Here is a 23,675-nt window from a genome sequence, read left to right as displayed (position 1 = left end):
TACAACTCCAGAAGGGACACCACCATGCGTACCGCCCTCTTGCGCATCACCGCCCGTCTCTCCGCCATCTCCCTACTGGCCGGCACCGCCGTCCTCGGCACCGGAGTTCTTCCGGCCAACGCCGCCACCGGCACCGTCGACACCGACAGCAACACCGGTGTCACCATCCGGTCCGGCAACGCGACCAGCTTCGGCTCGGTCGGCACCCAGCCGGACGGACCCGTCGAGATCGACTGCCAGCTCTACGGCGAGCCGGTCACCGGCAAGTTCGGCCGCAGCCTGATCTGGGACCACATCCCCGGTAAGGGCTTCATCTCCGACGCGTACGTCAACACCGGCAGCAGCGGCCTGGTCGCGCCGCTGTGCGCCGGCAACCCGCGTGCCGACAAGTCGGTCGCCTGGTTCGCGGCCCGCAACGGATCGACGGCGTACCAGGGGTACTGCGAGATGGCCGTCGAGAACTCGTACGGGAAGACCGGCATCTGGGCCTCGGCCATCGCCGACTGGAACGACGCCGTGGCCCGGGGCGCCGCACACCGCGGCGACCTGAACCCGCCGAGGGGCGCACTGGTGTTCTGGAACATCAGCGCCTACGGACATGTCGGAGTGGCCAACGGTGACGGCACGTTCTGGGCCACCAGTGTCAGCGGCGCGATCGGCAAGCGGTCCCTGCCGTACTTCTCCAACTATCTCGGCTGGGCCTGGCCGAACTTCTGACCGCCTGACGCGAGCACCCGGACGCGCGTTCCGCCCCTCACGCGTCCGGGTGCTCGACCCTGTCCAGCCAGTCCGCCACCAGCGCGCGGTACAGCGCGAGCCCCGGACCGGGCAGGAAGTGGTCCTCCTGATCCAGTACGGCGAACGTCGCGCGCGGGTAGTCGTCGAGGATCGCCCACGCGTCGGCGTACCCGGCGACGACGTCCTGGCGCCCGGTCACCACGAGCGTCGGCCGCTCGAAGCGCACTGCCGGATCCTCCCGCAGGCTGTACGTCGCGACATCGCGCTGGATGCGCCCGAGGAAGGCGAGATCCGCCGAGGCCTCGGCCGCGTCGTAGTACCGGTGTTGCCGATCGCGATCCGGTCCGGCGTCGAGGTGTTCGTCGGTGGGCAGTGTGCGGCGCGCGCGGTCGATGACGATGCCGGGCGCGCGCAGCAACAGCCCGAGGACCCGGGACGGGTCGCGCTTGATGATCCCGCGGGCGTGCAGGCCGCCGGCCGACGTACCTGTGAGGGCGAACGGCTCGCCGCCGGCCAGGTCGTCGATCAGGTCCGCGATCGCGGCGACCATGCCGTCCTGGTCGGTGACCGACTCGATCGCGGGCGACTTGCCCGTGCCGGGTGGATCGACGTAGATCCGCCGCCAGCCCTCGCGGTCCGCGAAGAGCGGCTCGTGGATGTCCCGGCCCTCACCGCCGTCGCCGCCCCAGCTCGGCAGGAAGAAGAGCGGGCGTCCGGCGCCGTACGACTCGTAGTACACGCCGCGACCCTAGCCAGGTCGGCGGCGGCTCACCGAGTCTTTCTCTTCGCAGCAGAATCCGGCGGGCGCTCCCCCGAGCCGCGCTCGATCAGCGCACAGGGCAGCACGATCCGCTGCGGCGGCCGGGTGTCGGCGCCGGACGCGCGGTCGAGCAGCAGCCGCGCCGCGCTGCGCCCGAGCTCGGCGATGTCCGAGGCAACGACCGTCACCGGCGTCGGCAGCATGTCGGCGAGCCGGAAGTCGTCGAAGCCCACAACCGCGGGTTCCCGGCCGAGCTCTCCGAGCGCGCGCAGCACACCCTCGGCCAGGAAGTTCGTCGAGGCGAAGATCGCGGTCGGCGGATCGGGCCGCAGCATGACCTCGCGGGTCGCCTTCTCCGCGGCCTCCGCGTTGCCCTCCGGCAGCTGGACGACCAGCGACTCGTCGATCTCGATCCCGGCGGACCGGTGCGCCCGCCGGAACCCGCGCAGCCGGCGCCCGATCGTGTAGTACGACGGCGCGAGCAGGATCGCGATCCGCTCGTGGCCCTGCTGCAGCAGGTGCTCCGCCGCCAGCCGCCCGCCGCCCTCGTTGTCGACCATCACGATGTCCGCGTCGATGCCGGTCGCCGGGCGGTCGACGAACACCACCGGCACGCCGGCGCCCTGCAGGAACGCGTGATCGCCCTGGTCCGGCACGATCATCAGCCCCGCCACCTGCCGGCTGACCAGCTCCTGGATCGCCCGCTTCTCGCCTTCCGGGTCCTCGTCCACACTGCCCAGCACGACGGCGAACCCGGACTGCCCGGCAACCTCGAGCGACGCCTTCGCGATGGTCGCGTAGAACGGGTTGGTCAGGTCACCCAGCACCAAGGCCAGCGACGTCGACTTCTTGCCCGGCCGGAGCGCCCGCGCGACCTCGTTGCGCTGGAACCCGAGCTCGTCGATCGCCGCCCGGACCCGCTGCGCGGTCTCCTCCCGGACACCGTGGCCGCCGTTCACGACACGCGACACCGTGCCGAGCCCGACGCCGGCCCGGCGCGCGACGTCGATCATCGTCGGCCGCGCGACCTCGGCGGGCGCCTGGGGGTTTGGAAACGTTTCGGGCACGGGGTTGACTTCCTTTTCGCGACACGGCATCGTCACCCAACAGTAAAACGTTGGAAACGTTACCGTCCAGGAGGCCGGGTGAAATCTGTCGCTCCAGGCGGATCGACCACCGGAAGGCGTCGCAGCCGTGGTGGGATGAGCCGGAACGCCGGCTCCGACGTGAAGGCGGCGTACCTGTTCATCGCCCCCGCGATGATCGGGTTCTTCGTGTTCGTCGGCTATCCGCTGATCCGCTCGTTCTATCTCGCGCTGACGAAGTACAACGGGCTGACCGACCCGGTGTTCGTTGGCTTCGGCAACTTCCGCCGGCTGTTCACGACCGACCCGGCGTTCTGGCCGGCGCTGCGCGCGACCGGCTATCTGGTGCTGCTGTACGTCCCGTTGTCGCTGATCCTCGGCCTGGCGCTGGCGATGTTCTGCAACCAGCGGTTCGCCGGCGTGCGGGTGGTCCGCACGCTCGCCTACCTGCCGGTGGTGCTGCCCGCGGTCGCCACGATCACGTTGTGGAAGTTCATCCTCGACCCGCAGGTCGGGTTGCTGAACACGATCCTCGACCGGCTCGGCCTGCCGACCAGCCTGTGGCTGCAGAGCCCGAACATGTCGATGCCCTCGGTGGTCCTGGTGATGCTGTGGGGCGTCGGCGGCACGATGATCATCTTCCTGGCCGCGCTGCAGGCGGTGCCGACCGAGTTGTACGAGGCGGCGAAGGTCGACGGCGCCTCGTCGTGGTCGGTGTTCTTCCGGATCACGATGCCGATGATCAGCCCGATCATGCTGTTGCAGGTGATCCTGCAGACCACGGCCGCGCTGCAGACGTTCAACCAGCCGAAGATCCTGACCAACGGCGGACCGGGGTTCAGCACCAAGGTGCTGATGCTCTCGATCTACGAGAACGGCTTCCCGACCCTGGGCCGGATCCCGCAGCTGGGCTACGCCTCGGCGCAGGTGTGGGTGCTGTTCGTGATCATCATCGCCGTGATCGCCCTGACCGCGAAGTTCTCCTCGCTCTGGACGTACAGTGACAACACTCCCGACTGACGCCTCCCTGGCCGCGCCGGCGCAGACCGCCAGCCCCGCCAAGAAGAAACCCCGCTTGATCGGTACGACGTCGTGGTACGTCGTCGCGCTGTTCATCTGCGCGGTGATGATCGTGCCGCTGCTGTGGATGATCACGATCGGCCTGAAGAGCCGGACCGCGGTGTTCGACATCCCGCCGAAGCTGCTGCCGCACGAATGGACGTGGAGCAACTTCATCGAGGGGCCGAAGGCGATCCACTTCCCGCGGCTGCTGCTGAACTCGTTCATCATCACCGGGCTCAGCGTGATCGGTGGCGTGCTGACCGCGATGATGGCCGGCTACGCGTTGGCGCGGCTGCGGTTCCCCGGCCGGAAGGTGTGGTTCTACCTGTTCGTCGGCAGCATGCTGCTGCCCGGTGTGGTCGGCCTGATCCCGTTGTTCCAGCTGTACAAGAGCATCGGCTGGTACGACACCTGGCTGCCGCTGATCGTGCCGGCGTTCCTCGGCGGGAACCCGCTGTTCATCTTCCTGGCCCGGCAGTACTTTCTCGCGATCCCGTATTCCATCGACGAAGCGGCGAAGATCGACGGCGCCGGGCACCTGCGGATCTTCGTCAGCGTGATGCTGCCGCTGACCCGGCCGGCCTGGCTGACGATGGCGATCCTCGCGTTCCAGGCGTCCTGGAACGACTACCTGAACCCGCTGGTCTACCTGTACTCGTCCGGCAAGTGGCCGCTGTCGGTCGGGATGGCGTCGTTCGTGTCCCCGTTCGCCGGGAAGACGCCGGACTGGAGCTACTACATGGCCACCAACCTGCTCTACATGCTGCCGCCGCTGATCATCTTCTTCGCCGCGCAGCGCTATTTCATCCAGGGCCTCGGCGCTCTCGGCAGCACGAACCAGAAATAGAGGGAGAATCCTTGTGAGAAGGACATTGGGCGTGACCGCGCTGGCGTGCGCGGGGTTGCTGACGGCAACGGCCTGCGGCGGATCGGACTCCGGCGGCTCGAGCGACGGGCCGGTGACCGTAACCGTGATGACGTGGGAGTCGGCCGAGACCAACGCGGCGATCAAGAAGGCCCTGGCGGACTTCAAGGACGACAACGTCAAGGTCGAACTGCTGGAGACCCCGAGCGGCCAGTACGGCGACAAGCTCGCGTCGCTGACCCAGGCGAAGAAGCTGCCGGACCTGTTCTGGTGCGGCAACGACACCGAGCAGCAGTACACGTCGCAGGGCCTGCTGGTCGACTGGGCGGAGAAGATCAACGGCGGCGACGGCGACTTCAAGGCCGACAAGTTCGTCCCGTCGGCGATCGAGAACTGGAAGACCGCGGACGGCCAGATGGGCGGCCTGCCGTCGCTGATGAACACGTACGGCGTCTGGTACAACGCCGACGCGTTCACCGCGGCCGGCGTCCCGCTGCCGAAGCCCGGCTGGACGTGGGACGAGATGTACGCCGCCGCCGCGAAGCTCGCGAACAAGAACGGGGCGAAGTACGGCCTGATCGCGGACCAGCTGACCGGGCTGGACGGGCCGTTCACGATGAGCATGTACTCCGTCTCGGCGGGCGGCGCGCCGTTCACCGACAACGTGAACCACCCGACGAAGGCCGAGGCCGACGCCAAGTTCACCGAGGGCGTCGAGAAGCTGGTCGCGGCGATCAAGAACGGTTCGGTCGCGCCGCCCGGGTACGACGCGGCGAACGTGCAGTCGCTGTTCGCGGCCGGCAAGATCCCGATGACGTTCGGCGGGCAATGGCTGGCGGCCGGGTTCCAGACCGACAAGCCGAAGGTGAAGTACGGGTTCGTGCCGTTCCCGCAGGTGCAGACGCCGACCACGCTGTACGACTCGGTCGGCATCTGCACGCCGCAGTACACCAAGGACCAGGACGCGACGTTCAAGGTGCTCAAGTACATCAACACCAAGGTGTGGGACGCCGTGCTGCCGGCCTCGCCGGTCGCGCCGCCCGCCTACACGCCGGCGCAGGCGAGCTACTTCGACGCGCTGACGAAGGCGCAGCAGACCACGGTCGTCGACACCGTCAAGGCTGATCTCGCCGCGGAGAAGACGGTCGGGGTCCGGTTCACCACCCAGTGGGCGCAGCAGGTCGGCGACCTGACCACGGCGAACTACCAGCCGATCCTCAGCGGCAAGAAGCCGATCAGCGAGCTGCCGGCGTACGTCGAGAAGATCAACGGGCTGATCAAGCAGGGCGGCTGATCCTCAGGCTGCCTTCCACAGTGACAAGGCGAAGCGGGCTTCACCGTCGGTCCACCAGGCGGCCGGGGTGAAGTCCGCTCGCGCGAGCTCGGCCTCGACGCCGGCGCGGCGGAACTTGGCGGAGATCTCGGTGCTGAGCTCCTCGCCCTCGTCGAACGTGATCTCCAGGTGGATCTCCGGGATCAGCACCCGCATCGCGCGGGTGGCGCGCAGGTGCATCTCGATCCACTCGTTCTCCGCGTCCCAGAGCGCGACGTGCTCGAACGCCTCGACGTCGAAGTCCGCCCCGAGCTGCCGGTTGATGACCCGCAGCACGTTCTTGTTGAACTCGGCGGTGACGCCGGCCGCGTCGTCGTACGCCGCGACCAGTGTGGCCGGGTCCTTCACCAGGTCGGTGCCGAGCAGCAGCCACTCGCCGGGCTCGAGCACGTCGCGGATCGAGCGGTAGAAGGTCGCGCGCTCGGCCGGGATCAGGTTGCCGATCGTGCCGCCGAGGAACGCGACCACCCGCGGCGGGTCGCCCGGGAGCTTGTCGAGGTGCGCGGTGAAGTCGCCGACCACGCCGTGCACGTCGAGCGCCGGGTAGTCGGCGTTGATCGCGTCGGCGGCGTCCCGGAGCGCCGACTCCGACACGTCCAGCGGCACGAACGACGTCAGCGTGCCGTGGTCGCGGAGCCCGTCGAGCAGCAGCCGGGTCTTCTCCGACGACCCGGAGCCGAGCTCGACCAGCGTGTGCGCGGCGGTGATCGTCGCGATCTCACCCGCCCGGGCGTGCAGGATCTCCCGCTCGGCCCGGGTCGGGTAGTACTCCGGCAGCCGGGTGATCTCCTCGAACAGCTCACTCCCCCGCGCGTCGTAGAACCACTTCGGCGGCAGCCACTTCGGCGTCGCCGACAACCCCGCCCGGACGTCGTCCCGCAACGCCCGCGCCGCGTAGTCCGGAGTCAGATGTACGTCGATGAGGGTCACTCTCGTCCTTCCATCGGGGTGATGTGCAGCGTCGCGGCGGTGGCTACGAGCAACGAACGATCAGGCACGGCGCTCCAGCCGTCGCCGCCGAACGGTTCCGACGAAACGGTCACGGAGTCCGCGGTTCGGCGGACATGGAGCGAGTGCGTCCACGCCGTGGCGACGAGCTGCTCGCCGTCGGTCAGCAGGATGTTCAGCCGCGATCCCGGCGCGACCGCCTCGACCTCCTGCACGATCGCGGCGACCGCGTCCGCCGGCGGCATTCCGTCCGCGAGCCGATCGGCCAGCAGCGCCCACAGGAAGACGGAGTCGGTCGGCGCGTCGAGACTCAGCAGGTCGGCGACCGGGAGTCGCTCGGCCAGTTTGAGCGTCGCGTCCGGCCAGCCGGCGATCCGCCCGTTGTGGCTGAACAGCCAGTGCCCAGAGGCGAACGGCGCGACCGCCGACTGCCCGTACGGCATCCCGACGGTCCCGTTGCGGATCGCGGCGAGGACGGCGCCGGAACGGATCGTGCCGGCCAGGCCGGGCAGGTTCTCGTCGGTCCAGATCGGTACGTCGCGCCGGTACCGCACCGGTCCGCCGGACAGGGCGGCGTCGCCCTCGGGGTACCAGCCGAGCCCGAAGCCGTCGGCGTTCACCGATCCCCCGCCGCGCATGTCGGCGGGGGCCCAGCTCTGTTCGTAGAGCGAGTGTTCCGGCTCCAGGACCAGCGAGGCGAGCGTGACGGGCGGGCCGAGGTAGGCCAGGTGCCGGCACATCAGGCGCGCCGCTCCCCCGTGTGCAGGTCCCCAGTTTGCAGCTCCCCGGTGTGCAGCTCGTCCGGCCGCGGGTCGCGGGCGCAGCGGAAGCCGGCGAAGATCTGCCGGCGGATCGGGTAGTCCCAGTTCCGGAAGGTGCCGCGGGCAACGACCTCGTCGGTGCCGAACGAGCCGCCGCGGAGCACCTTGTACTCCGGCCCGAAGAAGACCAGCGAGTACTCGTCGTAGGGCCACGCGCGGAACCCCGGGTACCCGCGGAAGTCGCTCGACGTCCACTCCCACAGGTCGCCGATCAGCTGCTCCACGCCGAGCGGCGACGCGCCCGCCGGGTACGCGCCGACCGGCGCCGGACCGAGGTGCCGCTGGCCGAGGTTCGCGTGCTGCGGGCCGGGCGACTCGTCACCCCAGGGGAAGCGCCGCGTCCGGCCGCTCGCGGGATCGAACCGCGCCGCGAACTCCCACTCCTCCTCGGTCGGGAGCCGCTTCCCGGCCCACTTCGCGTAGGCCTCCGCCTCGTAGAAGCAGACGTGCATCACCGGTTCGTCCAGCGGCAGCCGCTCGCGGTGCCCGAACCGCAGCCGCCACCACTCACCGTCGTCCTGCGACCAGAACCGCGGCGCCACCAGCGAAGCCTTCTGCACATGCGCCCAGCCGGCCTCGGACCACCACTGCGGATCGGAGTACCCGCCGCCGAGCACGAAGCGCAGGTAGTCGCCGTTGGTCACCGGCACCGTGTCGATCACGAACGGCCGCACGTGGACGGCGTGCGCGGGCCGCTCGTTGTCCAGCGCCCACGGCTCGATCGACGTACCCATCTCGAACACGCCGCCCGGCACGAATACCTCGGGTGCGGGCAACCGCCGGCCCGCGGGAGGCGGCGGCGCGTCGAGCACGGGGGCCCCGGCGCGCAGCTGGTGGGTCGCCAGCATCGTCTCGTCGTGCTGCTGCTCGTGCTGCGCGATCATCCCGAACGCGAACGCGTTGTGTACCAGCTCACGCTCAGCGCCCGATTTCACAGGGTCGAACTTCACGTGATCGAGGACGTCCAGCACCTTGTCGCGCACCTCGGTCACATAAGCGCGCGTTTCCACCGGACCGAGCAGTGGCAGCGATGGACGGTCCGCGCGCGGATGCTGGAACGCGTCGTACAGCTCGTCGATGTCCTGGCGCAGCGGCTCGCGGCCGCCGACGTCCCGGACCAGCCACAGCTCCTCCTGGTTGCCGACGTGCGCGTAGTCCCAGACCAGCGGCGACATCAGCTTGGAGTGCTGCTTGACCAGGTCGTCGGTGTCGACCGCGTCCGTCAGCTGCATCGTGCGCGCCCGCGACCGCTCGAGTTGCTCACCGACGTAGGCGCGCAGCCCTTCCGCGGACAAGTCGGACAGCTGGTGGTTCATGAAGCTCGCCTTCCTTGGGTGTTGTCGACGATGCGCTGCAGCCGGGTCGCGACGGCAGCGAGAAGTTCGGGATCCGCACCGGTCCGGTGCAGCACCTCGGTGCCCAGTGCCACCACGTCGCGGGCGGCACGCAGTACCAAGGAGTCGTTCAGTCCCTCGCGGGCGGCCGGAAACCAGCGGCCGGCGGCGGGCTCGGCCGCGGCCAGGACCTGGTCGATCGGCGCGGACATCAGTGCGGTGAGCAGCAGGGTCGGGGCGATCCACCCGTCGCCCGGCTGCGCGTCGAGGTAGCGCACCTCGAGGTACCCGCGCGGCCGGACCGGCGGGAACAGCGTGGACAAGTGGTAGTCGAGGTCGTCGTACGTCGGTCGGTCGCCGGGCAGCTCTCCGTCGGCCCACGCGCCGAACGTCAGCCCGGTCGGCGCGTCCCAGGTGTCGCCGCGCCGCAGGCACAGCACCGGGGCCTCCATCGCCATCCGGGCCCACGCGGCGGCCGGGTCACCGTCGAGCGGCGGCGGCTCGGTGAACGGGGCGCAGGTCCCGAAGGTCGCCTGTGTCCGCGCCGATGCCCAGCCGGTGTCCGACCCGGCGCGCCGGCGCGAGTTGGCGAACAGGCCGACCAGCGCCGGACCCAGATCGTGCAGGGCGCGCCAGCGAAGGGCGGTCTCAGCAGCTTCGCCGGCGTCGAGGCAGATCTGCAGGCCGGCGGTGCTGCACATCATCCGCGGCCCGTGCGGTCCGAGGCGCTGGAAGGCCTGTTCCATCGCGGCGTACCGCGGGACGGTGAGAATGCGGCGGGGTGCCCGGAAGGGGTCCAGGCCGTAGGCACCGGGGACCAGGTCCGCGTCGAGAAGGAGAGCGATCAGCTCGGCGGCGTCGGCGGCGGTGTCCTCGATCAGCCGCGGGATCGAGTCCGAGGCGGGGCCGGAGATCTCCACCTGGCCACCCGGCTCCACGGTGACCAGAGCGCCCCGGCTCAACGGCAGCTGCGGGCTGCCGCGCACCAGGGTCGCGGGGGCGTGCACGCCCAGGGCTTTGCTCAGCTGTCCGGCGTCGAGCGGCCGGCGCGGGTCTTCCGCGTGATGCACGGTCCACTCGAGCTCGACGCCGAACAGCCGGGGTGGACCGTGCTTGAAACAGACCATCGCGACGTACCCCTCCGCGTCGGCCCGGGAGCCGATCGGAGTCGTCGCCGGAGAACCACCGGGCGAGGTCACGTCTGCGAACCTAACCCCGGATCCAGGACGGGACAACCGACGGCGGGTTACCCCTCGATGACGCGGTACCGGTCGAAAATCTCATGCGGGCCATGCTGCACGGGCCCACCGACAGTTTCTGGAAGTCAGCGGAACCGGGGGCAGGTCGTGCAGGCTCGGACGTTCGGCAGCACGTAGAAATAGCAGCAGGACGTGCGCATTTTCTGCTCCAAGGAAACACCGAACGCGGCGGCGGCCCGGTCGGCGTACGGCGCCTCGTCGGGCAGCCGGATCGCCGCCCGGACCTCGTCGTCCACCGCGCCGTACCGCTGCAACGAGCCGAACTTCACACCGGGCTCGTAGGACTCCAGGAACGCGCCGGCATGCGCCTTGAGCTGTCCGGCCGCGACCTCCAGCGGTACGACCTCGTCCGACAGCAGGGCGACCTCGGCCGGGTAGTGCGCGGTCGGGTGCCGCTTGAAGGCCAGGGCCTCCGGCGACACCTCAGGTGACATCCCGGTGACTGCGCCCGTCACACCGGCGACCAGTGCAGGCACCTGGACGTACCACATCAGCGTGAACATGGCCGCCACCTGCACCGGCGGCTCGATGGCGTAGTCGCGTGCGTAGTCGGCTGCCGCCGCCGACCGCCACTCCAGCGTCGGGTCCTCGCCCGCCTGCTGCGCCGCGAGCAGCTCCGCGCAGGAGATCCAGCCCGGTCCGTGAGCAGCGCCCGACCGCACGGACATCCAGCTGACCGAGTCGGCCAGTACGTCCGCCAGGCGGCCCACGGTGTAGGTCACCCAGCCAGCCTACGATCCGGTACGACGACCGGTGCGCCACCGACCTCCACCACCGTGGCCTTCAGCCCGAACACCTCGTCCAGCAGCCCGGCACTGAGTACGTCTACCGGCCTCCCCTGGGCCGCGATCCGCCCGCCGCCCATCACGACCAGGTGGTCGGCGTACTGCGCCGCCAGCGTCAGGTCGTGCAGCACCGCGACTACGGTCCGTCCGGCGTCGGCTGCCGCGTGGACGACGTTCATCACGTCCACCGCGTGTGCGAGGTCGAGGTACGTCGTCGGCTCGTCCAGCAGCAGGTGCTGCGTGCCCTGTGCCAGCACCATCGCGATCCACACCCGCTGGCGCTGGCCGCCGGACAGCTGGTCTACCGACCGGTCGCGGAGCTCCGTCAGCTCCACAGCCTGCAGTGCCTCGTCGATCGCCGCGTCGTCCTCGGCTGTCAGCCGCCCGAACAGCCCGCGGTGGGGGTGCCGTCCTCGCGACACCAGCTCGGCGGCAGTGATCCCCTCCGGCGTGACCGGCCCCTGCGGCAGCACACCGAGCCGCCTGGCCAACTCACGCGCCGGCAGCTGGTGAATGTCCTTGCCGTCCAGCATCACCTGGCCGTTCTGTGGCGTGAGCAGCCTGCTCATCCCCCGCAGCAGCGTGGACTTGCCGGACCCGTTCGGCCCGACGATCGCCGTCAGCTGTCCGGACGGCACCTCCAGCGTCAGGCCGTCGACGACCGGTGCGTCGGCGCCGTACGCGAGGGTGAGGTTCTCGACGTGCACGGTCAGCGTCCTTTCTGCTGACGACCGATGAGGTGAAGCAGGTACGGCGCTCCGCAGGCAGCGGTGACCACACCGACGGGCAGCTCGTACGGGCCGACCTGGGTCCACTGCAGCCCGTTCCGCGCGAGCAGGTCCGCCAGTACGACGAACAGCGCGCCAAGCGTCGCCGCGGTCACCAGCGGCGGCCGCTCCATCCGCGTCAGCCGCTGTGCGACCTGTGGCGCCACCAACGCGACGAACGCGATCGGACCCGCACCCGCCGTGGCCAGCGCGGCCAGCACGGTCGCGATCACCAGCAGCGCGAGCCGGATCCGTGCCACCCGGACCCCGAGCGACGAGGCCACGTCGTCGCCGAGCACCAGCGCGGACAGGTCGCGGTTGAACATCATTGCCACTGGCAACAGACAAACGACCGCCCCGAACACCGGCAGCGCGTCACTCCACTCCCGGGAGTTGAGCGAACCCGCCAGCCAGGCCGCCGCCCGGCCGGCGTCGTTGACGTCCCCGACGACGAGCAGCCACGCGACCAGCGAGTTCGCCGCCGCGGCGACGCCGACGCCGATCAGCACGACACGACCCGCGTCGACGATCCCGCGCCGGATTGACAGCGCCCCGACGACCAACGTCGCCACCAGCCCGCCGATGAGCGCGGCCAGCGGGATCCCGACCTTCGCGGCGAACCCGGAGATGTTGCCGCCGCCGGTCCCCGCCAGCACGATGACCGCGACGGCGCCCGCGGACGCGCCCGAGTTGACGCCGACGATGTCCGGACTGGCGAGCGGGTTCCGCGACAGGGTCTGCAGCAGCGCGCCCGACACCGCGAACGCGATCCCGACCAGCAACCCGGTCGCGACGCGCGGCAGCCGCAGCTCGAGCACCACCAACCGCGTCCCGCGACGACCGCCACCAAGGAGTACTTCGACCACGTCGGCGATCGGGAGCTTCGTCGTACCGACGCTCAGCGACACCAGGGCGATCACGATCGCCAGCGCGGCGAAGACCACGCTCAGCACGACGGTACGGGACCTCACAGCGCCACCGCCCGGCGCCGTACGACGAGCACGAACAGCGGTGCGCCCACCACACCGAGGACGACACCCGCCTGGACCTCGCCGGCGCCGCCGACCAGCCGGCCGACGAGATCGGCCAGCACGAGCGCCGCGGCGCCGATGACACCCGCGGCGGGAATGAGCCACGTGTTCCGGGCGCCGAAGATCCGGCGCGCGACATGGCCTGCCAGCAGGCCCAGGAACCCGATCGGTCCGCACGCCGCGACACCCGCGGCGGTCAGCAATCCGATCGCACCGAGGCCGACCAGCCGGGCGCGGCGGATCGACAGTCCGAGTCCCGCGGCCACGTCGTCACCCAGCGCCAGCATGTCCAGATCGCGCGCGTTGACCACCGCGAGCAACAGACCGACGACCGCGAACGGCAGCACCTGGCCGGCCACGTCCAGACCGCGTCCCGCGACCGAACCGACCGCCCAGAACCGATAGCTGTCCAACGTGTTCGCGTCGAGCAGCACGATCGCTGAGGTCAGCGCACCGAGCATCGCCGCCACCGCGGCCCCGGTCAGCGCGAGCCCGACCGGCGTCGCGCCGCTGCCTCGCGACGCCAACTGCTGCACGCCGAAGGTCGCGAGCAGCGCCCCGATCAGCGCCACCCAGACCGTCGACGAGACCGACTCGACCAGGCCCAGCTGCAAGCCGAGCACGACGAAGAACGCCGCACCAGAGCTCACCCCGAAGATCCCCGGCTCGGCCAGCGCGTTGCGGGTGTGTCCCTGCATCAACGTGCCCGCGATCCCCAGACACAGACCGATCAGCACCGCGACGACCGTGCGCGGGAACCGCAGGTTCCGCACGATCACGTCCGCATCGGACCCGGTGTTCGCGGCGAGCGCGTGCCACAGCGCACCCGGACCCAGCCAGCGCGAACCGAGCGCGAGGCTGGCGGCGAACGCCAGCAGCAGGACGACGACCAGAGCCAGCAGCGCCGCGGTACGCCGTACGGACGGCGGTGAGACCGAGCGCACGTTGGTGGCGGAGGTGGACATATGGTTAGGTTTGCCTTACTTCACAGAGGTGGTGAGCCACCTTAACGCGCAGTCCCGCCTGACCAGGAGTCCCCCCATGCGTTTGCCCAGCCTGTCCGCCCTGCTCGCCGTCACCGCGCTGGCCCTCACCGCGTGCGGTGGCTCCGGTGACGACTCCGGCGACAAGTCCTCGGAAGGAGCGGACTCGTCCGCCGGCTACCCGCGGACCATCCAGCACGCGATGGGCACGACCGAGATCCCGGCCAAGCCGAAGCGGGTCGTCGCCCTGGACGCGAGCTACGTCGACGCGACGCTGATCCTCGAAACCCCGGTGGTCGGTTACACCGAGTACCGCGCGATCAAGGGCAGCCTGCCGGACTACCTCGGCGAGGACCGGACCAAGTTCGGCTCCGAGGCGCAGCCGGTCGGCACGCTCGCCGAGCCGAACCTGGAGAAGATCGCCGAGCTGAACCCGGACCTGATCATCTCCGCGAAGGTCCGGCACGAGAAGCAGTACGAGCAGCTGTCGAAGATCGCCCCGACGATCATGTCGGAGACCACCGGCGCCACCTGGAAGGAGAACATCCGGATGGAGGCGAAGGCGGTCGGCCAGGAGGAGCTGGCCGAGCAGGAGATCGCGGCGTACGAGAAGGCGGCCAAGACCGTCGGCGAGGCGATCAACGCCAAGGCCGGGAACCCGACCATCTCGGTGACCCGGTTCATCGACGGCCCGACCCGGCTGTACCAGAAGAAGAGCTTCTCCGGCATCGTGCTGAAGGACGCCGGCCTGGCCCGGCCGAAGGCGCAGGACGTCGAGGACTTCGCGCTGGAGATCAGCCCGGAGCGGATCAAGGACGCCGACGCGGACGCGATCTTCGTCACGGTGTACGCCGACGAGAAGGGCACGAGCGCCAAGACCGCCGCGCAGTTCAAGGCGAACCCGCTGTGGAAGCCGCTCGCGCCGAAGGTCCACGAGGTCTCCGACACCACCTGGATGACCGCCGTCGGCCTGCAGGGCGCCTGGGCGATCCTCACCGACCTCGCCAAGACGTTCGACGTCCCGGCACCCGTCAAGACCACCTGACCTCCGGCGGTAGGGTCGGCGCCATGACGGCTCTGGCACGGTGGCACGTAGGTCCGTGGACCACGCGCGGGACACGACCCGGTGAGACCCCCGTGCCGGGCCGGCAGCGGACGACCGACGAGCTGAACTTCGACGTCGTCGGGCTGGCCCGGATCCTCGGCCGGCGGCTGTCCGGGCGCGACGAACTGCAGGTCCGCCTGTGGCAGAACGAGCTGCGCCCGACACACACCCGCCAGTGCGGGGTCCACGCCCTCGCCGACCCGGACAACGCCCGCCTCCTGCACGAGACCGCGCAGGAGGCACTTGCCTGGCTGGACGAGCGGGCGCCGGCCGGCTACGAGTTCGTCCTCACCGACGCCGTCGAGCTGCGCCCGCTGCTCGATCCGACGGCCGACGTGGTCGCGGTCGAGGCCGCCGTCCAGTTGGCCGACGTACCGCTGCCGGCCGCGCGCCTAGCCACCTCCCACGTACGACGGTCCGCCGCGGGCGACTGGTACGCCGGAGACGCGGTCTGCAACTGGTCCGGGCCGCACCCGACAGCTGACGACGCGGTCGCAGCTGTACAAGCAGCCCGCACCGAGCTGGCTGAGCAACTGCAAGCAGCCGGCCGTGACGACCTGGCGGCTACCGCGGACCGCTGGCCCGCCGTACCGGTCGAATCCGACTAACTGAAGCTCGCGACGAAGTAGCCGACCCCGTACGGCGCGGCCTCGTACAAGAGCTCGCCGGTCAGCTCGCTGCCACGCAACGCCCCCGCGAGCACCTGCCACGGCGCCCGTCCGGCCGCCTGCAGCTCAGCTGCCAGGTCCGGATCGAGCGCGGCGAGTACGTCGAGATCGCACCGCTGGAAGGCATTCGCGACCGTGGTGTCGAAGATCTCCGCGCGCGGATGCAGGTGCACCGGCGAGTGCTCGCTGCGCCGCGCGGACCCGTCCCCCATCACCAGCAGGCCGACGGAATCGTTGCCCGCAGCAAGCTCCTGGCCGAGGCGTGCGCACTCGCCGGGCGCGAGGTCTGCCGGCACCGCGCGATAGGTCCGCGGCAGCGGCGCGGTCTTGGTCTGGTCGAGCAACCAGCCGCCGATCGCCAGCGACAGCGGCAGCACCGCCGGCCCGGTCCCGACGCGCACGCCCGGTGCGCCGTACGCGCCGAACGAGCCGCCCGCCGCGCCGTCGTACGCCCCGTCGCTGCCGGACCCGACCACCAGGATCGACGACGCGGTCGCGAGCGTGTCGATCGCGGTCAGGCAGGCGGCGCGCAGGTCGTCGAGCTCGGGCGCAGCGCCGGAGGCGACCTCGGGCACGAGCAGCGGCGGGTGTGGGCAGACCGCGGCGGCAACGACATGCACGGCTCAGGCCTCCCGGAGATAGCGGAAGAACAGGTAGTCGTCCGACGCGGTGAGCGTCGACTCGAGCTTCATCCGCCGGGTCAGCGTCGTCGGCGCTCCGGCCGTGATCCGGCCTGCTCCCGGCCCGGCCAGCATCGGCGCCAGCGCCAGGCACATCTCATCCACCAGGTCAGCCTCGGTCAGGGCACCCAGCAGGTGCGGCCCGCCCTCGGACAGGACCTGGGTCAGCCCGCGGCCCTTGAACTCCTTGACGACCGCGGGCAGGTCGACCGCGGACTCGCCCAGCACGAGCACCTCGGCCACCTCCGCCAGCGCCTCGCGGCGGTCGGGCGGCGAGGCCGCGTGGGTCACGACGATCGGCCGGACGGCGGACTGGAACACCGGATTCACCGGGCTCAGCTCGAGCCGCGACGACACGATCGCGAGCGTCGGATTCTCGGCCAGGCCCGCCGCCGTCCGCCAACTGCGGGCCGCGCCGGACAGCTTCAGCGGGTTGTAGCCCTCGTCGCGGATCGTCCCCGCACCCACCAGCACGACGTCCGCCAGCCGCCGGATCATGCTGAACACCCGGCTGTCGCTGTCGCTCGACAACGCCTTCGACTGCCCGTCGATCTCGACCGCGCCGTCCAGGCTGCTGACGAAGTTCACCCGCAGGTGCGGGACCGTGCGGTCCGCGACCTCGTAGATCGTGATCAGGTCTTCGTCCGAGAGGTCGTCGACGAGGCGCATCAGGCGAGGCTCCTTCGGGTTCCGGCGGGCTGCGCGCTGCCACGCAGTACGGCGATGAAGTCGAGGGCCTGGCGGGCGGCCGGTACGTCGTGCACGCGGAACACCCGGGCACCGAGCCAGGCCGAGACGCTGAGCGCGGCGAGCGTGCCGTTGCCGCGGTGCCCCGGCGGGAGCTCGAGGGTCTCGCCGATGAAGTCCTTGTTCGACACCGCGACCAGGACCGGCCAGCCGGTGGCCGCGAGCTCGTCGAGGCGGCGGGTCAGCTCCAGCGACTGCAGCGTGTTCTTGCCGAAGTCGTGCGTCGGGTCGATCAGGATCCCGTCCCGCCGGACCCCGGCCGCGAGTGCGGTGTCCGCGAGCGCCGTCGTCGTCCGGATCACGTCCGCGACCACGTCGTCGTACGCCATCCGGTGCGGGTCGGTGCGGGGCGAGAGGCCGCCGACGTGGCTGCAGACCAGGCCGGTTCCGGCCTCGGCGGCGGCGTTCACCAGGTCCGGGTCGGCGCCGGCCCAGGTGTCGTTGAGCAGGTCCGCACCGGCCTCCGCGACCCGGCGAGCGACGCCGCTGCGGTAGGTGTCCACGCTGATCACGAGCTCGGGGTGCCGGTCCCGGATCCCGGCCACGAAGTCGACGGTCCGGCGCAGTTCCTCGGTCTCGCTGACCGGCTCGCCGTACCCGGCCTTGACGCCGCCGATGTCGACCAGGTCCGCGCCCTCGGCGACCGCCTTGTCGATCGCGGCGTAGGCCGCGTCGGTCGCGTACGTCGCGCCGCGGTCGAAGAACGAGTCGGGGGTCCGGTTGATGATCGCCATCACCGCGAACTCACCCACGCCGAACGACCGCCTGCCCAGCCGGAGCACACCATCGGTCACGCCCCGACTGTACGTGGCCGATCTCCAGGCCATCACAAACGCCCCTCGGCGGCAGCCGCCCGCGGGGCCCGGGCCGCGGGCACGGATTGTGATGGCGTTGCGGTCGGGGCCACCTATCGCCGCAGCCACATATCCTATAGGATCCGTCCCGACAGTCCGCCCACCGCAGCAGATCGGGTCCTCGATGCCACGATTCACCGAACTCGAGACGTACGACGTCCGTTTCCCCACCTCGCTCGAGCTGGACGGCTCCGACGCGATGAACACCGACCCGGACTACTCCGCGGCCTACCTGATCCTGCGGACCGACGCCGGTGACGGGCTGGAGGGGCACGGGTTCGCGTTCACGATCGGCCGCGGCAACGACATCCAGACCACCGCGATCGAGGCGCTCCGCGAGCACGTCGTCGGCCACGACCTGGACGCCACGCTCAACGACCTCGGCGGGTTCTGGAAGTCGCTGGTGCACGACTCGCAGCTGCGCTGGCTGGGGCCCGAGAAGGGCGTCATGCACATGGCGATCGGCGCGGTCGTCAACGCGGTCTGGGACCTGGCCGCCAAGCGGGCCGGCGTACCGCTGTGGAAGCTGTTGTCCGACCTCACGCCCGAGCAGATCGTCGACCTGGTCGACTTCCGGTACCTGACCGACGCGCTGACGCCCGACGAGGCGCTGGACATCCTGCGCAAGGCCGAGCCCGGCCGCGCCGAGCGGGAGGCGGTGCTGCGCGAGCGCGGCTACCCGGCGTACACCACCACGCCCGGCTGGCTCGGGTACGACGACGCGAAACTGGTCCGGCTCTGCCACGAGGCGGTCGCCGAGGGGTTCACGCAGCTCAAGCTGAAGGTCGGCGCCGACCTGGACGACGACATCCGCCGGATGCGGCTGGCCCGCGAGGCCGTCGGCCCGGACATCCGGATCGCGATCGACGCCAACCAGCGCTGGGACGTCGCCGACGCGATCCGCTGGGTCGAGGCGCTGGCGCCGTACGACGTCTGGTGGGTGGAGGAACCGACCAGCCCGGACGACGTCCTCGGGCACGCGGCGATCGCGCGGGCGATCGCGCCGATCAAGGTCGCGACCGGTGAGCACGTGCAGAACCGGACGGTGTTCAAGCAGTTGCTGCAGGCCGAGGCGCTGTCGTTCCTGCAGCTCGACTCGGCGCGGGTGGCCGGCGTCAACGAGAACATCGCGATCCTGCTGCTGGCCGCGAAGTTCGGGGTACCGGTGTGCCCGCACGCGGGTGGGGTAGGACTGTGTGAGTTGGTCCAGCACCTGTCGATGTTCGACTACGTCGCGGTGTCCGGGTCGACGGACGACCGGGTGATCGAGTTCGTGGACCACCTGCATGAGCACTTCCTGGACCCGGTGCTGATCCGGGACGGGCACTACGTGGCACCGGTACGCCCCGGGTTCGGCGCCGAGATGGACGCCGAGACGCTGGCCGGGTTCCGGTACCCGGGTGGCAAGATCTGGACGGACCTGGAGAGGGAGCAGAAGTGACCGATTTCGACGGCCTGCGGGCCGTGGTGACCGGCGGCGCGTCGGGGATCGGGCTGGCGGCCGCGCGGCTGCTGGCGGCGCGCGGCGCCGAGGTGGTCGTGTTCGACCTGAAGCCGGACGTCGCCGAGCCGCTGACCGGGATCGCGGCGGACGTCACCGACGACGGCTCGGTCCGGGACGCGGTCGCCGCCGCGGCGCTGCAGCTCGGCGGGATCGACGTGGTGGTGAACAACGCCGGCATCGGCGCGCAGGGCAACGTCGCCGCGAACGACGACGACGAATGGCACCGGGTGCTGGACGTGAACGTGGTCGGCATCGCCCGCGTCAGCCGCGCCGCGCTGCCGTACCTGCGCAAGTCCGAGGCGGCCGCGATCGTCAACACCTGCTCGATCGCCGCGACCGCCGGCCTGCCGAACCGGGCGCTCTACTCGGCCAGCAAGGGCGCGGTGCTCGCGCTGACGATGGCGATGGCCGCGGACCACGTCCGCGAGGGGATCCGGGTGAACTGCGTCAACCCCGGTACGGCGGACACGCCGTGGGTCGGGCGCCTGCTCGAGGCCGCGGCGGACCCGGACGCCGAGCGGGCCGCACTCGAGGCCCGGCAGCCGATGGGCCGGCTGGTGACGGCGGACGAGGTCGCGGCCGCGATCGCGTACCTGGCCAGCCCGCTGTCCGGTTCGACCACCGGGACGGCGCTCGCGGTGGACGGCGGCATGCAGAACCTACGACTCCCGGCGGTGCGCTCATGAAGATCTTCCCGGACGGTCAGCGCGTCGGCCTCGGCGGTGCGCCGCTGGGCAACCTGCTCGGCGAGGTGCCCGAGGCCGACGCGGTCGCCGCGGTCGACGCCGCCTGGGACGAGGGCTGGCGGTACTTCGACACCGCCCCGCACTACGGGCTCGGGCTCGCCGAGGAGCGGCTCGGACTCGCACTGCGCTCGCGGCCGCGCGACGAGTACGTCCTGTCCAGCAAGGTCGGCCGGATCATCTACGAGGCCTCCGACGCCGCGACCGACGACGAGGGCTTCGACATCAGTACGACGCGCCGGCGGCGCTGGGACTTCTCGCGGGACGGCGTACTGCGGAGCATCGAGGACTCGCTGCGCCGGATCGGAACCGACCGGCTGGACGTCGTGTTCGTGCACGACCCGGACGACCACTACGACGAGGCGGTCGCGACCGCGTTCCCGACGCTGATCGAGCTGCGCGAGCAGGGCGTGATCGGCGCGATCGGGTCCGGGATGAACCAGTCGGCGATGCTGACCCGGTTCGTCCGCGAGCTCGACATCGACGTGATCATGCTGGCCGGGCGGTACACGCTGATCGACCCGGACGGGCTGGACGACGTACTCCCGGCCTGCGTCGAGAACGACGTCCAGGTCGTCGCCGTGGGCGTCTTCAACTCGGGGCTGATGTCGCAGCCGCGGCCGGCGCCGGGTACGACGTTCAACTACGAGCCCGCGGCGCAGACGCTGGTCGACAAGGCCAACAAGCTCGCGGACGTCTGCGAGGCCCACGGCACCACGCTGCCCGCGGCGGCGCTGGCGTTCCCGCTGTTCCACCCTGCGGTCGCGGGAATCGCAGTCGGCTGCCGTACGGCGGACGAGGTGCACACGAATGCCGCGCTCGCGCGGAACGACGTACCGGCCGGGCTCTGGTCGGACCTGAAGTCGGCCGGGCTGCTGCGAGAGGACGCGCCTACTCCGTAGGGGTGGTGCGGGAGGCCAGGTGCAGGGCCAGGCGTTCGTCCGGGTTGGTGAGGTCGACGCCGAGCAGGTGCTGGATCTTGGCGATGCGGGCCGCTGCGGTGTTGCGGTGGATGCCGAGCACTGCGGCGGTCTCGGACAGCGACGACTCGGTGTCGAGGTAGACGGCGAGGGTGGTGACCAGGTCACCGGGCTGGTCCTTGATCGGGGCCAGTAGCGCCTGTGCGGCGGGCTGGAACGTGTCGGTGCGGGTCCAGGCGAGCAGTAGCTGCGCGAGTCCCAGGCGGTCGACGTGCAGGAAACGGCCGGTCTCGGCCCGGCCGCGGGCGAGGCCGGCAGCGTCGCCTGCTTCGGCGAGGGTGGTGGCGATGCCGCCCGGGCCAGGTTGCACGCGGCCTACGCCGACGTACGCGTCGACGGTCTGCACCAGGCGGCGCTGCACGCGGCGGATGGCCGCGGCCTGCTGTTGTACTTCGGTGGCGGTCGGCTCGCGTACTGCGGTGATCCACGCGGACCAGCCGTCGCCCTGCTCGACCACGACTGCTTGGAGTCCTTCGGCGTCGAAGGCGTCGACGACGTCTGCTCGGCGGCCGGCTACGTCGACCTGGCCGTCGGCGCCGATGCGGATGCCGGTGTGCCAGCCGTCGAGTTGCCAGCCGAGGTCTACGGCGCGTCGGCGCGTAGCTTCCGACGGTTCGCCGTGCAGGAGTTCGCCGAGGAGCGACGTACGTTGGCGGGCGTCTCGCTCCAGCTCCAGCCGCCGCAACGCCAGGCGCTCGGCTACTGCGGGTGCTACCACGCTGAGGACCTCAGGTACGGCGGCGGCTTCTGCTGGTACCACGGCGGGCAGTCTGGCTACCAGCCAGCACACGGGGCCTGCGCTGAGTACAGCAACGGCGATCAGCAACGCGCCGCTCGGCAGGTCGACGCGGTACGGCGCAGCCCAAGCGACCGGGACCCGCGGCAGTGCGGCGACCAAGGCGGCACGTTCGTCGGCGTCGAGGGGGTCGCCTGCCAGGGTGCCGCCGTCTGCGCCTGCCAAGGTCACGGGTCGCTCCAGCACTGTGGACGTTGTCCGGAGTACCGATGCCAGATCACCGTCCGCCCGGCGCAACGCTCTGACTGTCTTGAGCACCAGGTCGGACCGAACCAGTTCCGGCTCGGCCGTCACGCGCCGCAGGTACTCGTGCGCCGCCAACGGATCCGGACACCCCAACACCGGCAACCGCAACCGCTCAGCCAGCAACTGCGCACCCCGCCCCAGCGGCTCCACCCCAGCCAGCAACAACGCTCCTGCTCCCGCAGCCGACGCCCGACTGATCAGAGCATCAATCCGCCAGTCCGAGTGATCCTCAGCGAGCAGCACCACAAGCAACTGCCCAGCCAGCCTCTCCGGATGCGCCGAAACCTCCAACACCACCCGAGACCCCACCAACCGAACCCCCGCCCCGGCACCCCCACCCCCGGAGCTGGCTGGTCCGGCTCCGGGTGTTGGGGGGCCTGCGAGGACTACCACCTCGCGCCAGCCGGGTGCGCTCAGCATCGCCGCCAGTGTGGGCGCCACTCCGGGCTCGGTCACGATGCCTCGAGCAGCTGCGGCGGGCAGGTCAGGCCGAAGGCCTGGGGTGATACGTGCGGCAGGCGGTCGGGGCGCCTCCACCAGGTGGGACCGGGGAGGGCTACGACTACTACCTCGTCGCCGGTGCGGATGGCGTCTACCGCGAGCGGTTGGAGCGTACGGCGGTCCAGCACGCACAGGAGGTCTGGCGTCGTGACCACGGGGCGTCCGTCGACCAGCGCCAGCAGGTACTCGTTCTCCGTCTCGATCCGGACCACGGCGCGCGTAGCAGCATCCACGACGCACACACTCCCGCGACCGAACGCGGCACCACCGTCCGCGATCAGGTGCCGCCCGACCTCCTCGACCCGCCCGCTGCCGAGCATCCGCCCACCCAGACCAGCCGCGACATCAGCCGGCGCCGAACCAGGCTCCAGCTGCGCATGTGCTCGACCGAGCGCCAGCGCCCGCGTCAGACTCCCTCGCACCGCATCCTCAGCCGCCGCCTCCACAGGTGTCGGTGCGAGCGCCAGCACCGCCCATCCGCCGGTGTGCGCAACGAAGCTCCGCACCGCCCGCTCGAGCCCGGCCGCGTCCACGTTGTCCACGACAACGACCTGACCACTTGGCTCACTCAGCGCACAAGGTGTCAGCGACCGCCCCGCCACCGCCCACGAGAACTGGTCGAGCCGCGGCAGCGCCCGCCCCATCAGATCCGCATCGACTACCGGCAGCCCCAGATCGAGTGCGGCGATCAACGGCGTCAACCCGTTCAGCCCGCCGGCCTCCAGCGGCATCAGCCCGGTGACCTCGATCCCCGTCCACCGGCTGACCGCCCGCACCGCCGCGTCGAACTCGCCCCCACCCGGCAGCTTCTCCATCAGCACACTGGTCGCCCCGACCACGCCGATCGGACTCACCGAGACACCCGGCACGTCGGCAGCGTCCCCCAGTACCAGCTCCCCCGCACCCAGCCGCCGGCGCAGCATCCGCCCGAACGCGCCCGTGTCGCCGCCACCACCGGAGCCGAGCAGCGTGACCCCGACAACCAGCGCCTCCAGGTCCCGCTCCCGGATGACCGTCGTCATGGGCCGATCCTGCCACTGATGGAACCCCGGCCCGCCGCGGAGGGGTCAGCACGGCGAG

At 70.9% G+C, this 23,675-nt stretch carries 24 protein-coding genes; 9 read left to right on the top strand and 15 right to left on the bottom strand.

The window, feature by feature from the left end:
- The first annotated feature begins 24 nt into the window (after window positions 1-24).
- The gene (locus ABN611_RS22295; protein ID WP_350274150.1) at window positions 25-717 is read left to right on the top strand and encodes a CHAP domain-containing protein; all 693 of its coding nucleotides are present in this window, start codon (window positions 25-27) and stop codon (window positions 715-717) included.
- Window positions 718-754: 37 nt separating this feature from the next.
- Here the strand turns inward: ABN611_RS22295 and ABN611_RS22290 are convergent, their stop codons facing one another.
- Together ABN611_RS22290 and ABN611_RS22285 are read right to left on the bottom strand one after the other, a co-directional pair.
- Entirely contained in the window at window positions 755-1,477 is a 723-nt protein-coding gene (locus tag ABN611_RS22290) for an alpha/beta hydrolase (RefSeq protein WP_350274149.1), read from the bottom strand.
- Between the two features lie 29 nt (window positions 1,478-1,506).
- Complete coding sequence (locus ABN611_RS22285; RefSeq protein ID WP_350274148.1) at window positions 1,507-2,565, bottom strand: LacI family DNA-binding transcriptional regulator; 1,059 nt, start codon at window positions 2,563-2,565, stop codon at window positions 1,507-1,509.
- Between the two features lie 135 nt (window positions 2,566-2,700).
- Between ABN611_RS22285 and ABN611_RS22280 the strand changes: the two genes are divergently transcribed.
- Genes ABN611_RS22280 through ABN611_RS22270 form a run of 3 tightly spaced genes read left to right on the top strand, consistent with a single transcriptional unit; the run spans window position 2,701 to window position 5,804 of the window.
- Window positions 2,701-3,603: a sugar ABC transporter permease gene (locus tag ABN611_RS22280; RefSeq protein WP_350274147.1), complete on the top strand. Its 903-nt coding sequence runs from the start codon at window positions 2,701-2,703 to the stop codon at window positions 3,601-3,603.
- Window positions 3,584-4,492, top strand: a complete 909-nt coding sequence (locus ABN611_RS22275; RefSeq protein WP_350274146.1) for a carbohydrate ABC transporter permease — start codon at window positions 3,584-3,586, stop codon at window positions 4,490-4,492. The genes ABN611_RS22280 and ABN611_RS22275 overlap by 20 nt, the downstream gene beginning before the upstream one ends.
- A 13-nt stretch (window positions 4,493-4,505) precedes the next feature.
- The gene (locus ABN611_RS22270) at window positions 4,506-5,804 is read left to right on the top strand and encodes an extracellular solute-binding protein (protein WP_350274145.1); all 1,299 of its coding nucleotides are present in this window, start codon (window positions 4,506-4,508) and stop codon (window positions 5,802-5,804) included.
- Window positions 5,805-5,807: 3 nt separating this feature from the next.
- On the opposite strand, the gene egtD is transcribed toward ABN611_RS22270, so the two are convergent.
- The 8 genes from egtD to ABN611_RS22230 form a co-directional block, all read right to left on the bottom strand.
- The gene (egtD, locus tag ABN611_RS22265; RefSeq protein ID WP_350274144.1) at window positions 5,808-6,773 is read right to left on the bottom strand and encodes an L-histidine N(alpha)-methyltransferase; all 966 of its coding nucleotides are present in this window, start codon (window positions 6,771-6,773) and stop codon (window positions 5,808-5,810) included.
- Complete coding sequence (egtC, locus tag ABN611_RS22260) at window positions 6,770-7,531, bottom strand: ergothioneine biosynthesis protein EgtC (RefSeq protein ID WP_350274143.1); 762 nt, start codon at window positions 7,529-7,531, stop codon at window positions 6,770-6,772. The genes egtD and egtC overlap by 4 nt, the downstream gene beginning before the upstream one ends.
- Window positions 7,531-8,928, bottom strand: a complete 1,398-nt coding sequence (gene egtB, locus ABN611_RS22255) for an ergothioneine biosynthesis protein EgtB (RefSeq protein ID WP_350274142.1) — start codon at window positions 8,926-8,928, stop codon at window positions 7,531-7,533. The genes egtC and egtB overlap by 1 nt, the downstream gene beginning before the upstream one ends.
- Window positions 8,925-10,145 carry a glutamate-cysteine ligase family protein gene (locus ABN611_RS22250; protein ID WP_350274141.1) on the bottom strand — a complete coding sequence of 407 codons (1,221 nt, stop codon included), beginning with the start codon at window positions 10,143-10,145 and terminating at the stop codon, window positions 8,925-8,927. Before ABN611_RS22250 ends, egtB begins: the two co-directional genes overlap by 4 nt.
- A gap of 125 nt (window positions 10,146-10,270) precedes the next feature.
- A complete protein-coding gene (locus ABN611_RS22245) occupies window positions 10,271-10,927 on the bottom strand; it encodes a (2Fe-2S)-binding protein (protein WP_350274140.1) in 657 nt (218 codons plus the stop codon).
- Entirely contained in the window at window positions 10,924-11,697 is a 774-nt protein-coding gene (locus ABN611_RS22240; RefSeq protein ID WP_350274139.1) for an ABC transporter ATP-binding protein, read from the bottom strand. The genes ABN611_RS22245 and ABN611_RS22240 overlap by 4 nt, the downstream gene beginning before the upstream one ends.
- Before the next feature lie 2 nt (window positions 11,698-11,699).
- Window positions 11,700-12,728 carry an iron chelate uptake ABC transporter family permease subunit gene (locus tag ABN611_RS22235; protein WP_350274138.1) on the bottom strand — a complete coding sequence of 343 codons (1,029 nt, stop codon included), beginning with the start codon at window positions 12,726-12,728 and terminating at the stop codon, window positions 11,700-11,702.
- Window positions 12,725-13,753 (bottom strand): iron ABC transporter permease, encoded by a 1,029-nt coding sequence (locus tag ABN611_RS22230; RefSeq protein WP_350274137.1) that lies wholly within the window; start codon window positions 13,751-13,753, stop codon window positions 12,725-12,727. Before ABN611_RS22230 ends, ABN611_RS22235 begins: the two co-directional genes overlap by 4 nt.
- Before the next feature lie 76 nt (window positions 13,754-13,829).
- Here ABN611_RS22230 and ABN611_RS22225 point away from each other — a divergent pair, with 76 nt between their 5' ends.
- Window positions 13,830-14,816: an iron-siderophore ABC transporter substrate-binding protein gene (locus ABN611_RS22225; protein WP_350274136.1), complete on the top strand. Its 987-nt coding sequence runs from the start codon at window positions 13,830-13,832 to the stop codon at window positions 14,814-14,816.
- A 23-nt stretch (window positions 14,817-14,839) separates the two neighbouring features.
- Window positions 14,840-15,484 carry a hypothetical protein gene (locus ABN611_RS22220; protein WP_350274135.1) on the top strand — a complete coding sequence of 215 codons (645 nt, stop codon included), beginning with the start codon at window positions 14,840-14,842 and terminating at the stop codon, window positions 15,482-15,484.
- Here the strand turns inward: ABN611_RS22220 and ABN611_RS22215 are convergent.
- From ABN611_RS22215 to folP, 3 genes are read right to left on the bottom strand one after another with little or no spacing between them, the layout of a single operon-like run.
- Window positions 15,481-16,164 carry a class III extradiol dioxygenase subunit B-like domain-containing protein gene (locus ABN611_RS22215; RefSeq protein ID WP_350274134.1) on the bottom strand — a complete coding sequence of 228 codons (684 nt, stop codon included), beginning with the start codon at window positions 16,162-16,164 and terminating at the stop codon, window positions 15,481-15,483. The two genes, ABN611_RS22220 and ABN611_RS22215, sit on opposite strands and share 4 nt — an antisense overlap.
- 3 nt (window positions 16,165-16,167) lie before the next feature.
- On the bottom strand, window positions 16,168-16,893 hold the full coding sequence (locus ABN611_RS22210) for a pyrimidine reductase family protein (protein ID WP_350274133.1): 726 nt from the start codon (window positions 16,891-16,893) through the stop codon (window positions 16,168-16,170).
- The gene (gene folP, locus ABN611_RS22205; RefSeq protein WP_350281666.1) at window positions 16,893-17,705 is read right to left on the bottom strand and encodes a dihydropteroate synthase; all 813 of its coding nucleotides are present in this window, start codon (window positions 17,703-17,705) and stop codon (window positions 16,893-16,895) included. Before folP ends, ABN611_RS22210 begins: the two co-directional genes overlap by 1 nt.
- Window positions 17,706-17,949: 244 nt before the next feature.
- On the opposite strand from folP, the gene ABN611_RS22200 reads away from it, so the two are divergent.
- The 3 genes from ABN611_RS22200 to ABN611_RS22190 are packed head-to-tail and all read left to right on the top strand — an operon-like array spanning window position 17,950 to window position 20,974.
- The gene (locus tag ABN611_RS22200; RefSeq protein WP_350274132.1) at window positions 17,950-19,266 is read left to right on the top strand and encodes an L-fuconate dehydratase; all 1,317 of its coding nucleotides are present in this window, start codon (window positions 17,950-17,952) and stop codon (window positions 19,264-19,266) included.
- Window positions 19,263-20,015 (top strand): SDR family oxidoreductase, encoded by a 753-nt coding sequence (locus tag ABN611_RS22195; protein WP_350274131.1) that lies wholly within the window; start codon window positions 19,263-19,265, stop codon window positions 20,013-20,015. Before ABN611_RS22200 ends, ABN611_RS22195 begins: the two co-directional genes overlap by 4 nt.
- Window positions 20,012-20,974 (top strand): aldo/keto reductase, encoded by a 963-nt coding sequence (locus tag ABN611_RS22190; RefSeq protein WP_350274130.1) that lies wholly within the window; start codon window positions 20,012-20,014, stop codon window positions 20,972-20,974. Before ABN611_RS22195 ends, ABN611_RS22190 begins: the two co-directional genes overlap by 4 nt.
- Here the strand turns inward: ABN611_RS22190 and ABN611_RS22185 are convergent.
- A complete protein-coding gene (locus ABN611_RS22185; RefSeq protein WP_350274129.1) occupies window positions 20,964-22,256 on the bottom strand; it encodes a helix-turn-helix domain-containing protein in 1,293 nt (430 codons plus the stop codon). The two genes, ABN611_RS22190 and ABN611_RS22185, sit on opposite strands and share 11 nt — an antisense overlap.
- 290 nt (window positions 22,257-22,546) lie before the next feature.
- Window positions 22,547-23,617 carry a DUF917 domain-containing protein gene (locus ABN611_RS22180; protein WP_350274128.1) on the bottom strand — a complete coding sequence of 357 codons (1,071 nt, stop codon included), beginning with the start codon at window positions 23,615-23,617 and terminating at the stop codon, window positions 22,547-22,549.
- Window positions 23,618-23,675: the final 58 nt, after the last annotated feature.

Source organism: Kribbella sp. HUAS MG21 (genome assembly GCF_040254265.1).
In the GTDB taxonomy this organism is placed as follows: Bacteria; Actinomycetota; Actinomycetes; order Propionibacteriales; family Kribbellaceae; genus Kribbella.
The sequence above is the reverse complement of the archived record's forward strand: the minus strand, read 5'-3'. Positions and strand labels throughout refer to the sequence as shown.